13 protein-coding genes and 1 pseudogene are annotated in these 15,821 nt (G+C 37.7%); all 14 read right to left on the bottom strand.

The window, feature by feature from the left end:
• Nucleotides 1-36 precede the first annotated feature (36 nt).
• Nucleotides 37-4,707, bottom strand: coding sequence for a P-loop NTPase family protein (locus tag NQ550_RS05215; RefSeq protein ID WP_025580498.1), 4,671 nt, complete (start codon nt 4,705-4,707; stop codon nt 37-39).
• Complete coding sequence (locus NQ550_RS05210) at nt 4,700-4,906, bottom strand: helix-turn-helix domain-containing protein (protein ID WP_465221264.1); 207 nt, start codon at nt 4,904-4,906, stop codon at nt 4,700-4,702. Before NQ550_RS05210 ends, NQ550_RS05215 begins: the two co-directional genes overlap by 8 nt.
• Nucleotides 4,890-5,072 carry a hypothetical protein gene (locus tag NQ550_RS05205; RefSeq protein WP_259840331.1) on the bottom strand — a complete coding sequence of 61 codons (183 nt, stop codon included), beginning with the start codon at nt 5,070-5,072 and terminating at the stop codon, nt 4,890-4,892. The genes NQ550_RS05210 and NQ550_RS05205 overlap by 17 nt, the downstream gene beginning before the upstream one ends.
• A 13-nt stretch (nt 5,073-5,085) precedes the next feature.
• Nucleotides 5,086-6,657, bottom strand: a complete 1,572-nt coding sequence (locus NQ550_RS05200) for a recombinase family protein (protein ID WP_025580495.1) — start codon at nt 6,655-6,657, stop codon at nt 5,086-5,088.
• Nucleotides 6,644-7,075, bottom strand: a complete 432-nt coding sequence (locus NQ550_RS05195) for a recombinase (RefSeq protein ID WP_025580493.1) — start codon at nt 7,073-7,075, stop codon at nt 6,644-6,646. The genes NQ550_RS05200 and NQ550_RS05195 overlap by 14 nt, the downstream gene beginning before the upstream one ends.
• A complete protein-coding gene (locus NQ550_RS05190; protein ID WP_025580491.1) occupies nt 7,076-7,633 on the bottom strand; it encodes a recombinase zinc ribbon domain-containing protein in 558 nt (185 codons plus the stop codon).
• A gap of 6 nt (nt 7,634-7,639) precedes the next feature.
• Nucleotides 7,640-8,059, bottom strand: coding sequence for a very short patch repair endonuclease (locus tag NQ550_RS05185; protein WP_025580490.1), 420 nt, complete (start codon nt 8,057-8,059; stop codon nt 7,640-7,642).
• Nucleotides 8,028-8,288 (bottom strand): annotated as a pseudogene (locus NQ550_RS05180) (ParA family protein); the annotation flags it as partial. The gene NQ550_RS05185 and the pseudogene NQ550_RS05180, both read right to left, overlap by 32 nt.
• 125 nt (nt 8,289-8,413) lie before the next feature.
• Nucleotides 8,414-8,593: a hypothetical protein gene (locus NQ550_RS05175; RefSeq protein ID WP_025580488.1), complete on the bottom strand. Its 180-nt coding sequence runs from the start codon at nt 8,591-8,593 to the stop codon at nt 8,414-8,416.
• Nucleotides 8,594-8,898: 305 nt separating this feature from the next.
• On the bottom strand, nt 8,899-10,398 hold the full coding sequence (locus tag NQ550_RS05170) for a UvrD-helicase domain-containing protein (protein WP_025580487.1): 1,500 nt from the start codon (nt 10,396-10,398) through the stop codon (nt 8,899-8,901).
• On the bottom strand, nt 10,395-12,074 hold the full coding sequence (locus NQ550_RS05165) for an ATP-dependent nuclease (RefSeq protein WP_025580486.1): 1,680 nt from the start codon (nt 12,072-12,074) through the stop codon (nt 10,395-10,397). The genes NQ550_RS05170 and NQ550_RS05165 overlap by 4 nt, the downstream gene beginning before the upstream one ends.
• Nucleotides 12,075-12,139: 65 nt before the next feature.
• Nucleotides 12,140-13,024: a DUF2971 domain-containing protein gene (locus NQ550_RS05160; protein WP_025580485.1), complete on the bottom strand. Its 885-nt coding sequence runs from the start codon at nt 13,022-13,024 to the stop codon at nt 12,140-12,142.
• A gap of 98 nt (nt 13,025-13,122) precedes the next feature.
• A complete protein-coding gene (rlmD, locus tag NQ550_RS05155; RefSeq protein WP_025580483.1) occupies nt 13,123-14,799 on the bottom strand; it encodes a 23S rRNA (uracil(1939)-C(5))-methyltransferase RlmD in 1,677 nt (558 codons plus the stop codon).
• A gap of 5 nt (nt 14,800-14,804) precedes the next feature.
• Nucleotides 14,805-15,752, bottom strand: coding sequence for a 3'-5' exoribonuclease YhaM family protein (locus NQ550_RS05150; protein WP_022380962.1), 948 nt, complete (start codon nt 15,750-15,752; stop codon nt 14,805-14,807).
• Nucleotides 15,753-15,821 lie beyond the last annotated feature (69 nt).

Genomic DNA, 15,821 nt, shown 5'->3' with positions numbered 1-15,821 from the left:
CTGAAAAAGCATCCCTTTCGTTAAATTACATATCATTTAACCTGCAGTTGATATTGAAGCCGTAATATTTTTATCTGTTTCTAACCGATTCCAGAAATCCGACCACCCATTAATATGCTCTTCCATACCAACTTTGTATATGTTTTCTATTTCTAAAGTCTCAGTACCATTCAGCCACATGCAGTGCATTTTCAATATTTCTTGTAGTGCCCAAATGTTATCTTCCACATTATAACGGGAAAATATTGCAAATGCGAAATTTTCCATATCTGTCATCAAACCATAGTCAGCAGACGCCCACCCTTCATCTCTGTGGTGACGATATACGGTCAGTATTCCTACTAATACCTCTGTTACTTCAGCCTCTGTTAAATATGGAAATAGCACATTGTACAGTCTGTTTACTCCATCATAATCTAATTGTTCTGCCTTTCTTTTCTTTAACATATCCATAATTTCTTCCTTATGTCTAGCGATACTGTGTGAGTCCAGCCTCTCTGCTGTCTGAATAAAATATTCTATGTAGTCCCATGAAAAATCACTTTGTCCATATTTCTTTTTTATATGTTCAAATATTTCATCACAATCCATTCCTCTCACACTTTCAAGAAATGGCTTCATATTATCATAATATTCTAACTCATACCACCTTGACGGAATAATACAACCATGTTCTGATCTTTCCAATCTTCTTTGCGCATACTCACGAGGTGCCAGTTGTTCCATACGTTCCTCCAGTTCAGGATATCTCAATCTGTGAATACATAAAGAGAGTGCCTTATGGACATCTGCACAGTAAATTTTATGCCTAGTATTTTGAGAATCATATGGTTTTGCTTGTTCACTTATTGTGAAATACTTAGCTGTTTTTTCCCATAGTTGTATAAGTTCTCCTTCAGTAAAAAAGCCATTTTCCAAAGCTGATATAACCCCATCAAACACTACTTCACTCCAGTCCTCTTTAACAAATTTAACCATTTGAGCAAACTGAAAAAAACTATCTACACTCATGTTTGCAGCAGCAGTAGATACTGCATTGCCTATTTGAACAAAAGCTCTATTATCTCCAATTCTTGATGCATATTCAGAAATATTCATCAAAAGGATTCCTAACTCCTTCCAAATCTCGTTTTTTTCTTTAGATATTCTCTCAAACCATTGTAATGGATTAAAAAGACTGTAATCTTTGCGTCCAACATAACCTATACTTCTTGCATTTATTAGCTCAGCAGCCTTTTTTATTCTTTCCTCCCAGCCCATTGCCTTTGCTATTTTTAATAGTATATCGGAAATATAATCTCGCTCAGACAATTCTTCTTCCCATATCTTACCACCAGAATTCATCCAAGTATCGAAAAATAATTCTACATAATCTCCTTTTCCCCTTGCTACCAGATATCTCCAATATGTTTCCAAAAGTGCTATTCCAGAGCATGTATCCGCTTTCACACACAAACTTTTTTCTAAAGATTCTTGAAATATATGAGGAAGCCCATCTATTATTCGTATAATGCTTTCTAATACTTTTTTTCTAAAGAAAATTGTATCAATGTTAAAACAACCATTATAATATCTATCATCTAAAATGATATCCAACAATGCTTCAAAATCTTCCATTTTTACTTTTTGCACACATCCAAACAAAACACATTGTTCCATATATGCAATCTGATTTACCGCCACTAGTAGATTTCCAGCAACAATATTATCACTTCTATCATTTCTGAATTCACACTTTTCTAAAGCCTTGGTCCTCAGCTCATCAAATTTGTCTTTAGACACATATGTAAGAATATACATAATATCAGTAATTATTTTAAATCTATCCCTTTTGTTTTCTACTTCCGTATACTTTTGCTTATACCATTTCTCGGATATATATTCAAATTTTTTATCATTGAGTTCATTCAACCACTCCTCGCACAAGTCAATCCGACAATTTCTTACTGCCCATGCACACACGGAAATTTTATTTCTTTCAGAAAAGGTAGTTCTCATTTTCCCATTTAAAATGAACTCCATTTCTTCCATCAGACCACGTTTTATTACCTGCTGCAGAAAATCTTCGATATCAGCATTAAAATAATAACTCCCATTTTCCAAAGTATATTTTAACTGTTCTTTTCCTGAATAATTAACTGCTTCTTTAAGCCAACCGCTATAAAAATAAGCATCTGCATTTTTTGCTGATATTTCTTCATAATATTTTTTCTCTGGTGCTATTCTAAACTTCCTAGCATACTTTCCCCAAGTTTCTAGCAACTCTTTTATCGCGTCTTCGTCATTATTTTTCCCCATACAACTAATTATATCACCAGGTATTCTTTTATCCATCCAGCGCAAAAAGATATGTTTAGCTCTATCAATTTCATTCTTCAAAATCAGAATATCTATATTACTAAATATTTCTTTAAAATCATCCACGGAAAAAAAGCCTTCCACAACTGGCTTTTTCTCACTATCCAATGCAAAAGGTAATTCGATATCACTTTGATATTCCCTATCCAGCCAACGCAATGATTCTCCATGCTGTTGCATAGTTGTAACTGCACAACTGAATTTTACAATTTTTCTTTTATCCTCAATTCGAGGTAATATTGCCAATGTATCAAGCATTTGCTGCCGAAGCTCTCTTAAATCTCTTTTCAATAAGTATGCCTTCATTACATACTTACAGGTAAAAACATCTACATATTTTTCTTCTTGTCTGGCCTCCTTTAGTAATTTGAATATCACTTCATGTTTAACTTTTTCGTCAAAATCCTCGTTCATTAAATAATTTGCAATTTTCCCACTTATAGTTGTAAGCAGCTGTTTAGCTTTTTTATAATGAGCTGTTAAGAACAGTCTAACATCATTATGAAATACACTATATCCTAAGGCATCATATGTAACGATTGGAAATAAATTTTGCAGAATATCTTCCCACTGCCACACTGATATTTCTTCTCCATAAATATCTGCCATTGTCTGAGCCGAAACTCTTCTATTAATAATTGAAAAAGTTGCGGCTAAATACATATCTATAGTATATCCAATGTCTCCTGCCTGCCGGGTAGCAGTTTTCCAAATATACTCATAATATGACTGAATACCAGAACTTAACTTTTTGACATTGCTATTCTGCTCAAAATCGCTAAAACTGCTATACTTAGTTGCCTCTTGCATTGCAAATACTCCAGAAAGTGTATTGCCCTTTGCAATTTCCGCAATATAATTTATAACCAATACTTTTTCATGTTCGGCATATTTCATTAATGAATTATTCTTTTCATATAATAATTCTAAGTCACTTTTTTCAATATTGGGTACCTGTATCTCTTCTATCCTATCCGTATCAGATAAAAAGTCAGGATATTCAGAAAACTGGTGTGTCGGCTGCCCTGCAAGTATAAATCGAACATTTTCTGGAACAGTTTCTGGTAATGGTAGTGTTCTTAAAAAAGTATTTGTGTTTCCACTACGTGCCGCATGGTCAATCCCGTCAACAGCAATAACCGTTGGCCTTCCTGTGATGTCCGCCCAAGCAGATGCTAACCGCAATACCTCATTTCTTAGTGTATCAATCGAATCTATCAATTCTATTGATATGGGTACATCATACTCATAAAGCCTACCTTTAAATAGCTTTCTAAGCATAATCAGTAAACTTCCCCAGAAATCCATAGGATCGCTAATTCCAGGATCAGCAGAAACATATAAATCTCCTGGTATAATCGGTTTAAATGCATGAAAACGCAAAGTAACAATGCTATCTGGCTTACATGCCAAATAACTCACTATGTTAGTTTTTCCGCATCCTGGATCACCAGTTAAAAAAGTTACTTTTGACTTTCCATTTAAAATTGTATTTTCCAAGTCTGCTACAAATATAATCCGTGATTGAAAAAAAGGCTCACAAATAGGGAAAAAATGTTCTCCCTTTACACTATCCCCGTATAAGGAAAGCGCCTCCATTACGTCTTCTTTCTCTATTTCCTTTTTATTTCCAATCGATGTTGCCCACCACATCAGCTGATAACACAATTTTTGATGTAGATTCACTGCCTTTTCATGTGTTGTTTTGAATTTTTTCTCCAACTCATTAGCAATGGAAACAATCATTTCGTCGAGATCTTCCTGATTAGATAATACTTCGAAATTTTGCAAAAAAAGAAGCTGCTCTTTTGCATTTAGATCACTCATGCAATTTTTCCAATTATCCCATGCAACTTTCCATTCTTTCTTCACAACAACCTTACTAATATCAACATCCTCATTAGATGCCTTTTCTAAAGAATTTACTTGATCTTTTATCGTTTTCCAAAACAGTTTCATTGAGGGTCTTTCCCATTCCTGTTTAGGCGTATATTTTTGATTTCCCATCTCTCGATTCGTAAAAAATACAACCCTGTTTTTTCCCTTGTTCCTGCCCTCCATAATTTTCCACTCAGATGAGTATTTATACAAGTAAGATTGTTTAGGCTTTCCCTCTATCATGTCTGAATAGGTAAGTTTATCATCTTTCCTCGTATTTTTTACTTGAATATATTCAATCATTCCATCTTCATAAGTTATCACAACATCATCTAAACTTTGGCTATCCTGTGACTGCAATACAACATTTTTGATTCCATTATCCGGATTTAGCATCTTAACCATATATAATAAACCGACAGACCATTCATACCAATATGGATCGCCTGTTCCAGCTGTTAAATTACTCATGCTCCACCTCACGATTAGTTATTTCAATACTACTTTTTCCCTTTATTATAAATCTCTGCTCAAATACAATTCCCAATACATCCGCAATTTTAAGCATTTCCCCTGTACTAACAGTTCCACGCTTCAACTTTTTATTAAAATTCTGCGGAGTCTGCCCAATACGCCTACAAAGCTCCGCCAAACTAATATTCTGTTTCACACACAACTCTCTTATCATGTCCGATGTTGTCATGATCCACCTCCACAAATATATCTCCCATTATAAACCGTCTGGTTGATAAACACAAGATACCTCTATGATAGTTTACTGAAAATTCATCAAAATCAAGAAAACACCCTGCATTTCTGCAAGGTGCCGTTCTCACAATTTTTTCTGCCCTACCTCTCCACATCCACCGCCATCCCGGATTTGAATTCCACCTCAAACCGTTCATCGTAGACCGTGACCTTTTCAATCAGCCGCCGTACAAGTTGCTCATCATACTCCAAGACCTCCGTTGACTGGCTGTCCAGAAATTCCCGCATCTCGGCAATCCGCTTTTGCAGACCCTTCCGCTCTGCACTTTCCGCCAAAGCGTTCTGTTTCAACTCCCGTAAGCGGTGTATCTCATCGGCTATGTCGTTGTAGTCCTTTTGGGAATTTGCCCTTTGCAGCAGTTCTTTTTGCAGCTCCTCCAGCTTGACCTCAATGCCCTCTGTCGAGGATTCATCCTCCTGCCGAATGACCGCCTCCACATTCTCCTGCAAGGCAGCCATCATACTGTCCCTGTTGCCAAATGCCATATTGATAGCCTTTATCACTGCCACCTGCAGTTCTGATTCCTGAATGGTCGGCGCATCACAGTCGGATGGGCCATGCTCCACACGGGTGCAGCACCTCAAAACAGTGGAATGTTTCCCGCGGTTATTCCATGCAATCCTGCGGTAAATATCGCCGCACTTGGGGCAATAAACGATGCTAGATAAAGCGTATTTGCTGCTGTAGACCCGCTTCTTCCGTTTCTCCCCACTGTGGAGGTTTGCCCGCCGCACCATTTCCTCCTGCACCTGCATATAGAGATCACGGGGAATAATAGGGGAATGGCTGTTTTCCACATAATACTGAGGGACAATCCCATGGTTCTGTACCCGCTTTTTATTAAGGAAATCCACCGTATAGTTTTTCTGCAAAAGGGCATCCCCAATGTACTTCTCGTTCTGCAAAATCTTCCGCAGCGTTTCTGGTCGCCACTTCGCTTTTCCCGCCGCCGTCAGGATTCCATCCGCCTCAAGCCCTCTTCCTATCTGGAGCAGACTACTGCCCTCCAGATACTCCCGATAGATGCGTTTTACAACCTCTGCCTCCGTAGGCTCAATGATCAAATGCCCATCCTCGTCTTTTGTGTATCCGAGGAAACGGTTGTGGTTGACCTGCACCTCGCCGTTTTGGTATCGGTACTGCAATCCCAATTTGATGTTCTGGCTCAAGGACTGGCTTTCCTGCTGTGCAAGGCTTACCATGATGGTAAGCAGCACCTCTCCTTTGGAATCCATCGTGTTAATGTTCTCTTTCTCAAAGAAAACAGGAATGTTCTTCTCCTTCAGTTTCCGGATATATTTCAGGCAGTCCAGCGTATTCCGGGCAAACCGGCTGATGGATTTCGTGATGATCATATCAATCCTGCCTGCCATACATTCCTCTATCATGAGGTTGAATTCATCACGCTTTTTGGTATTACAGCCACTGATTCCATCGTCCGCAAATATTCCCGCCAGTTCCCATTCCGGATTTTTCTGAATGAACTGGGTGTAATGTTCCACCTGCACCTCGTAGCTGCTTGCCTGTTCATCACTGTCCGTGGAAACACGGCAGTAAGCGGCAACCCTGAGTTTTGGTTTTTCTTCTGCTGTCACGGTATTTCCCACCCGTTTCCGGGCGGGGATAACAGTAATATTCTTATTCAGTTCCATACGTTGCCACCTCGCTCTCTATCAGGCTGCAGGCATAAGCCGCCTGCACAAAAGGGTCATCATAGATTATTTTTACAGCAGGTATTGTAAATTTTGTCGGGAAAGGCTCCACCTGCTTCACTTCCAGTTCTCTCACACGGCCAAGTGCTTTTGCACGGCCCATCCGTATTTCCTCTGCTTTATCAAAGGTTGCCTTATCAATAATCGCCGGATAATAATCATCTCCGAGATATTTCACATTCCTCAGTATCCGCCCGGCACTCCCGTGGTAGAGTTTCAATCCTACCTTCTCGGCTGCTGCCATGAGCGCAAGACCGGAAATGTAATAGTCAAAAAATTTCCGCACGGCGTCAGCTTCCGCTTCGTCCACGACCGCCATCCCGTTTTCAATCCGGTATCCGTATGGTATGTGCTTCATTCAGTCCACCAACCTTTCTTTCAGAGATACTCCGCATTTCAATTCAAAGGCAGCCTCGCTTCTGGAATGGATTGTGATGCTATCCACATAGGTAAGGAACGCTTCATCATCAAAACCGTCCATCATGATCCCCTTTGACACAAACCGGAACAACTTCTGCAATTCATCCGTCTTTACCATATTTCCGTTAAGGGAATGCATAAGGCTGTCCTTTTCCTGCCGCAGCGCTTCGGCCTCCACTGCCAGGGCATTGCTTTCCTTATTAAAAAGAGCAGGCTCAAGGTAACCGCCCGCCATAAGGCTCGTCAGCACCTGCCGCTGCTCCATATTTTTCTCAATCTGTGATTCCAAGTCCTGCATTTTTAAGAGCTGCGACTTGTCATTCATGCCTCTGAGACTTTGAAGCAGGGGACGAAGCACGATCTGGTGTCCGAATACTAGCTTATTCATCATCGTTACAAATGCCCGCTTCAATACATCATCGGTAATGTATTTCATGGAGCAGATGCCCTTGTCCGTCAGGTGGGTGGCACAGCACCATTCATGGTAGATGTGCATTAAAAATCACTCTATTTCCTGATCTAATATTTGATTTTGCATTTTCAAATCGAATATTGTTTCTTCAATTACATGCACACACTCATCAGGTTTTTTCTTGATATCTTTACCCCAAAATCGAATCACTGTCCATCCAAGAAACAATAATCTTTTATTGACTTCGTCATCTCTTTCTCTATTTCTGGATATTTTACTTATCCAAAAGTCACTATTATTGCTTTTTTCTAACTTTGGTTTTAAAACTTCCCAGTCCTTTCCATGAAAAAATTCTCCATCACAGAAAATAGCGATCTTATATTTTTTTAGGATAATATCCGGTTTACCAGGAAGTTCCTTATAATTTTTTCTGTATCTGTAACCTTTCTTCCATAAAGCCTTCCTAAGAAGCACCTCGATCTTTGTATCTGATGCTTTGATATGCTGCATCAAGCGTTTTATCGTCTATGATGTTCTGCATCACAGTAGAGAGCGTTATGGGAATATCGTCTGGTCTGTTATAACCCAGAGCCATCGTGAGATTTGCCTGTGCATCGGCATCAATCAGCAGGACTTTTTTACCCTGCTGCACCAGACTTACACCCAGATTGACCGCTGTGGTTGTTTTTCCGACACCGCCTTTCTGGTTAGTCAGAGCAATCACTTTGCAATTTGACATAGATGCGTCCTCCTTTCGCATAGATTTAGCCACTTTGTCAAGGTGGCTATGTAAACAGTACCAGAAAACGCAAAAAAGCCGCCTATTCTTAAAATTAATAAGAATAAGCGGCTTCGCAATTTGCCTTAGACATATTCAATTTTCATTCTCTTGGACGGTGCATTTATGACCTTAAAAATAAGCTCGTCAACACAATCCGTATATCTGCCTTGCTGAATAAGCTGATTTTTTAACTCTATAAGGCTATGTATCAAAAGTTTTCTTTCGTGGCTATCCAAATACATATGATTAAATTTCTCTCTCATAAGCACACCTCCATTTCTTTAGCTTCATTATATTTGAAAGCGGGTGAAAGGACAAATCTGCAAAAATGGGCAAAAAATAAGCGTACCACTATTTCTAATGATACGCTTATCGTATTAACTGCTAATCAAGGTCTATGAATACTCTTACATTGGTATCTCTCCACTGATTTTTTCTTACATACTGTCCGTTAACCTTTCGATAGGCTGCTGCCTGCTCGAAACTAAGCGGCAATTCAAAGGAAAGAGAACTCCTACCTATTCGTAATAGCTGCCTGTATTATTGGTTTATAAATAATCTATTCTGTTCAAAATAAAACGACATCTTCTATATTATGACCGCTTTCAGAAAATATCTTTTGTAAATTATTCTGAAAACAATTCGCATTGTAATTGTTTAACTTAACGATAATCAATTTGCTTTTTGCACGTGTAACCGCTACATAATGGTTGTATATACTCGACATATCAGACAATCGATAATCCTCTGCAAATACAATTACCTGTTCAAACTCCAATCCCTTTGAAGAGTGGAATGTAATTGCGATGTGTTTGTATTTATCCGCTTCAAATGCCACATGAAAACTGGTATCAGAAATTGTTTTGAATAATTTGTTTATGTGATCAGGGCGAGTATCATATCCAAGATATTCAGCCAATGCTGTGACACACGAGCCGAAAGACTGCTCATCATCTATAGTCTCTTCAATTCTTTTGAGTAATCTTTTTACGGTGGATACTGTTTTGCGACTTTCATTTCCTTCAACAGGTATTTCTGAAATTACATCATATGCAGAATACTTTTCAATTATAAGGTATTTAGCAATTGCTGTATAAAGCCACGCTGTATCTGTTGTAATATCAGCAATAGGAGTCTGTGGGATATAAACATACTCTAAACCGTTTGTTGTTAATTCGCTTGCTCCTATTCGTGCGTTATCATTAGAAAACCGCAATAATGCTGACTTTTTATCGGGAACAATATTAGACAATACTTCTGTTGCCCAATTTGCCTTTGTAGGAGAAAGCCACACAATATTATCTATATTTTCCGTAGGATTGTAAAGACTTCTTGTCTCATCACATAATAGATTAGAATAATTCTGTATTTGTTGACAAGAGCGAAAATTATCTCCCATAAATATCTTTTTAAAATTGGGTTTGTTCCAGATGCTTTTAAAAGCCTCTGGATAAGCACCCCTCCATATATAAATCGATTGTTTTTCATCTCCCACAACAAAGGTTTCGATATTCAATTCATCACATAAATACATAAAGAATTTATGCATTGATTTGTCGCAATCTTGATATTCATCGATATATATTTTAAAATATTTTGCTTGAAGATAAAGCCTACAAGCCGAAGAATTTTCTACAATTTTTTGAGCCAAATCAAAAATAAAGTTCCTTTTATTATCTCGATATGAGCAGAGGATACCTTCATTCCTTATTTTTTCAATAGCTTCTTGAAAAGTATCAACTTTAGCTGAATAGTCCGTACTCATGTCCAAATCGAAATCAGCACCATAGACATCCTTCATAAAAGGCTTTATAACTTCCTCAATAACGAAACTGTTATTTGTTCCAATGAAGTGTTGAACTACATCGACAGACAATCTATCCTTTATTTCTTGTGCTGCTTTTATTGTAAAAGTAATTGCAGCAATAACTTTATGTGTATGATTATCATCAATTTCCTTAGCAATTTTATTAACCATTGTATGGGTTTTTCCTGTTCCTGCACTTGCCCTTACTATTAAGTTACCGGGAGTTTCTACTATTTTCTCTTGAATTGGAGATAGTTTCATTCGGCAACCTCCTTCAAACATGCAAAGTTGTAATGATTATAGATTGTTCTGCAATCTGTATCCGAAAGTTTCTCAATCAACTCCACCATATGATAGTGCTTTGCATCTTGTAAATATTTAACAGGATTATCATTATCCAATAAAGCTGATAATCTATCATGCAAAAACTCGTCTAAATCATTTTCTAAATCCACTTTTGATAAGAAAATATGAAAGTCACTTCGTATTTTATCCAAAGTATTTATATTTGAATTATATAAACTCCTCTTGGCAGAAACAGAATTCTCTTGAATTTGTTTAGTAGGCAGACGCTTTTCCCCAATATAATTATTACAGCGTGAAAAGCCTAAAACGCTATATGTACCTTTTCCTGTTACTGCTCTCAAATCATTGTCAGTTTTTACCACATTAAAAATTTCAAGTTCATCCAGGATAGAAAAATATGTTTCAAATCCCACACCATCAACTGGTAAAATATATATTCCATCTACTTCATAAAAAGGATGCACTACTGAAAGGACTTTGCTAAATAGCATATATTCAGATGGTCCTTCAACCAAAAGTACTTTGTTAGCAAAGATTGCTTCTGACAAACAACGGTTTAACATTTTCCTGTTTTTCTCATAAGCATCAGGCACTTTATAAAATGTGCTAATACTATTGATTTTTCGCTCACTATATATTCGAACTAAATTTACATTATCCATTTCATAAAGAACAAAAGGCGAATGAGTTGTTACAAACAAGTATGTGTATTTGCTATCGGTAAAAAGTATTTGTGATAATGCAATCTGCATAGACTTATGAAGATGGTTTTCAGGCTCCTCAATTAAAAACAAATTGATTTTCTTTTCCGCATTTTCATCTGACAGTATGTCGTATATTGAATATGCCAATAACTTTTTCCTACCTTCCCCAGCAGTAGGATATAAATTATCATCATTATCTTGTTTAATATATGGGATAATATTTGAGTACAATCCCTTTACTGCGATTTCGGATTTTATTGAAACAGATATCCCTTCATCATGGAATTTTTGATATTCTGGCGTAAGTTTATCCTCAAATTCTTTAATTCCAGACAGAGAAGCAATATGACCATTCAAATCATCAACTGTATTTTGAATTTTTGCCAGAATATCTTTATCTTCGTCCTTTTCATTTCTGACAAGCTGGCTCACATTCTTTTTAAATAGGGAATACAAATCAACATAAGAGTCAATATAAATGACATTAAATACATAGTCTATTTCATATAGATATCCTCTTTGCTTCATTTCGTAAAGATGATTAATATCGCCACCCCACGATAATATCGGTAGAGCGAGCATTTCTGTTTTGCTATATTCTGCAAAAAGCTTTATATATACCTTATTATGCTCACTTAGCAATGCACCTTTTAGCTGTGCACGGAGTTTTTGACAATCGCTGTCAGCAACATCACTAATATCTATAGTAACAACAATCTCAATTGGTTTATCAAGCTGCTTACTATGAAAATCCGAATCTAAAAGGTTTTGTTTACGAATATCTTTATCAAATACATATCGTAGAGCGTACAAGAAATTTGTTTTCCCCACATCATTTAGACCAAAAAATATGTTTTTATTTGATAAGTCAAGTTCAACATTATCAAAATTTCTAAAATTTTTAATAACTACTTTTTCAAATTTCATATATGTTCTTTCACCATCCATCTTGTTTGTATAATAAGAAAATTATACCATTATTCCATAATTAATCATATGATTTTCTTTGCATTTAGCTCATATGTACTGGGTGATAAAACCATCTGATAAATATCAATACTATTCTTTTTTCCAAATTGAATTATCTCTTCTTTAAAATTCTCAGAGATTTTCGCTCCTAAATAAAACGCTTTTATATTTTCTTTCAAATCCAAGACATATTTTCCATTTGGACATTTCAATTTTTCTGGCATTACTTTATTGAAATTAGCCGTCACAATTCGCCATTCTTTCTCGTACGACCAAACATCGGATTTACGACAAGTCGTCTTATAAATCCATTCTGTATTTTCACTTAACATATCTGCTTTAGAAACAGCATATCTATCCTTTGTATATATTACTGGGTATAAATGTTTATAAAGCATATCACTTTCTTTAAAATCATACTCTATACAAAATCCAGTATGATTCTGAGCATAATGGCTCCACATAAGCATAGAGTCATACACCTCAGATAAACAGACAACTCTTACAGCATCCTTGATTGTACTCATACAATCATTTAATCCATTTTGCAAAATATTCATCCAAGAGTCAGAAAGCCTTCCTCCATGAGCCTGCAAAACTATTTGCATCGCCCTTTCAATATTGTCAGAATAAAGAATTCTATTTTTTTCTTCCTGTTTAAGTGAAAATCTTCTTTCCAAAAGATGTATATATGTTTCTCTATCAAGTACACCTTCCAATGCATCTGACTGAAAGCAAAATTCACAATCATAGGGGTCGTTGAAATAAAGTGGTGATGATGGATATACTAATCCTTCAAAAGCTTCAAACTTCCATTTTTCAATGTTAATTATCCTCTGATGAATATAGCTATAATCATTCAGTTTTTCCGTATTAAATGACCTGTACCTGAATAACGTTCTTCTCATACGTATCCTCTCCCTTTACTCTCGAACAAGCTTTATTATATTACACTAATTATAATAAAGCAGCCGCTTACCCATTCAATAAGCAAGCGGCTTTGTCATTAAATCACCTCAAAATGTTTCAATGCATCCTTTATTGCTTCAACCTTCTCTGGAGTCGGATGCTTCCTCGGCTGTTTCAATTCCTCTACCGCATTAGGAGCATCGTACATCGGCAAGCCTAAATCTCTCTTTACCTCTGCAATATATGCGGTATGTACTTTGAAGCCGTATTTAGCTTCTATGTACTCCTTTATCATTTTGTAGGTCACTCGCTCTTTGGGCTTGTATGTTTCGGCTCTTTTTGCGATATTATCAAGCGGAACTTTTCCCTCACCCTCACCAAACTCAACTTTTACGTTGATATGTCCGTCTGGCTTTTTGTGGGAAAGCAGTACTACCGTCTCCACATGAACAGTCATCCCAAATTGATCAACCGGGCATACTTTTCTAAGCTCATATCCCCTCTCACACAGATACTTCAGATCCCTTGCCAACGTCGCACTGTCGCAACTTACATACACAATCCTATCCGGGTTCATCTCGACCATGGTCTCCAGCAGGGTTTCATCACAGCCTTTTCTTGGCGGATCTACGACGATGACATCTGCATAAACGCCATTTTTCTTATACTCTCTTGGCAGCACTTCTTCTGCTTTTCCCACAAAGAACTCTGTATTCTCCAGGCCATTAAGTTTCGCATTTTCTTTCGCATTCTCTATAGCTGCCGGAACAATTTCCACACCGCGGACAAATTTTGCTTTCTGTGCCAGGAACAGGGAAATTGTTCCGATCCCACAGTAGAGATCCCATACTGTCTCTTCCCCATGAAGATCTGCGTATTCCAGTGCCTTTGCATAAAGCTTCTGGGTCTGCATAGGATTTACCTGATAGAAAGACAGAGGTGAAATCTGATAGGAAATATCTCCGATTCTGTCTGTGATATATTCCTGGCCCCAGAGCAGACGAATTTCCTCACCAAGGATTACATTACTGTGTTTCTTATTTACATTGATGGTGATGCTTGTCATTCCCGGAATCTCACACAGAGATTTTACAAGCTGTTCCTCTTTCGGAATCTTATTTCCGTTCAGGATCAGACAGACCATCACTTCTTTTGTGAAGTATCCGTAACGGATCAGGACATGGCGCACCAGCCCTTTGCCTGTTGCTTCATTATATGGTTCAATCCCGTATTTCTCCATATGTGCGATTACACAGTCCAGAACTTCTTTATTCTCAGCTACACCAAGTGCACAGTCACGGTTTTCGATAATGTTGTGGGTTCTTCCCGCATAGAAACCTGTAACGATTTTTCCCTCTTTATTTCTGCCTACAGGAAACTGTGCCTTATTTCTGTAATGAAAAAGTTCATCCATGCCAATGATCGGCTCCATGGGGATATCTGTAAAGCCACCGATACGTTCCAGATGTCCCTTCACCTTATTTGTCTTAAATACAAGCTGCTGGTCATAGGAAAGTGCCTGAAGCTGGCATCCGCCACACTGACGGGCAAATTCGCACTTGGGCTCAACTCTGTACGGAGATGGCTTCAGCACCTCCATAAGACGGCCGTAACCATAATTTTTCTTTGCCTTGATAATTTTGGCTGTTACTGTATCACCGATCACTGCGTCCTTGACAAAAACGGTGAAGCCATCGGCTTTTCCGATACCTTCACCGTCAATTCCGCAATCTTCTATCTCTAACGTAACAAGATCGTTCTTACGAAATTCCATAAAGATTACACCTCATCTGTTCTTCTTAAGTTGGATTCAAACAATTTATTATATCCAAGCCACTCTTTTTTACTCTTGTTTGCTGCAAAAATCTCTGTGATGGTTTCCATTCTTGCATCTGTATTATCTGCAAGATTGAGGGCTACGGCCTCCACCAATGCAGGTTTTTTCGGGGAACCATATTCCAGTTCTCCATGGTGGGACAGGATACAATGGATCAGTTCATTCTTAAGCACCTCCGGAAATTCCGGTATCTGGCGCGCAAGATCATTGATCATCTGCGCTCCCATATAAATATGTCCCAGAAGCTGGCCTTCATCTGTATAATCATTTAACGGAAATGCAGATAATTCTTTTGTCTTTCCGATATCATGAAGAAGTGATGCTGTGATCAGTAAATCCCTGTTGATGACCGGGTATGCCTTTGACATATAATCGCAGAGTCTGGTCACTCCCAGAGTATGCTCCATCAGACCGCCGATAAATCCGTGATGTACTGTCTTCGCTGCAGAATGTCCTTCAAACGCTTTCACAAAAGCTTCATCTTCCACAAATAATTTCTTCAGAAGTGCAGACAGATAAGTATTCTCCACACTGTCAATAAATGCTCTCAGCTGGCTGTACATATCATCTGTGCTGTTCTCACTTACAGGAAGATAATCTGCAGGATCATATTCATCTTCAGCAGCCTTGCGCACACGCTTGATATTCAGCTGCATAGCCCCTGCAAAACTGGTCACATCTCCCACAACATCTATATAATCCAGTGCATCAAAATCATCAATTCCAAGAGAATTCGGATCCCAGATCTTTCCATCCATGATTCCGGTTTTATCCTGTAGGATAATATTCTCATAGGGTTTTCCATTCTTCGTTACCGCAGACTGTTTCTGCTTGCACAGATAAATCCCATTAATTCTGTCTCCCTCATGTAACTCATTTAAAAAACGCATAAAGCCTGCCTCTCTATCCTTTATTTTTAGTATTATAACAATTCCACAAGAAAGAATCCCGCTTGTAGG

Source organism: Blautia wexlerae DSM 19850, from assembly GCF_025148125.1.
Lineage (GTDB): Bacteria > Bacillota > Clostridia > Lachnospirales > Lachnospiraceae > Blautia_A > Blautia_A wexlerae.
The sequence above is the reverse complement of the archived record's forward strand: the minus strand, read 5'-3'. Positions and strand labels throughout refer to the sequence as shown.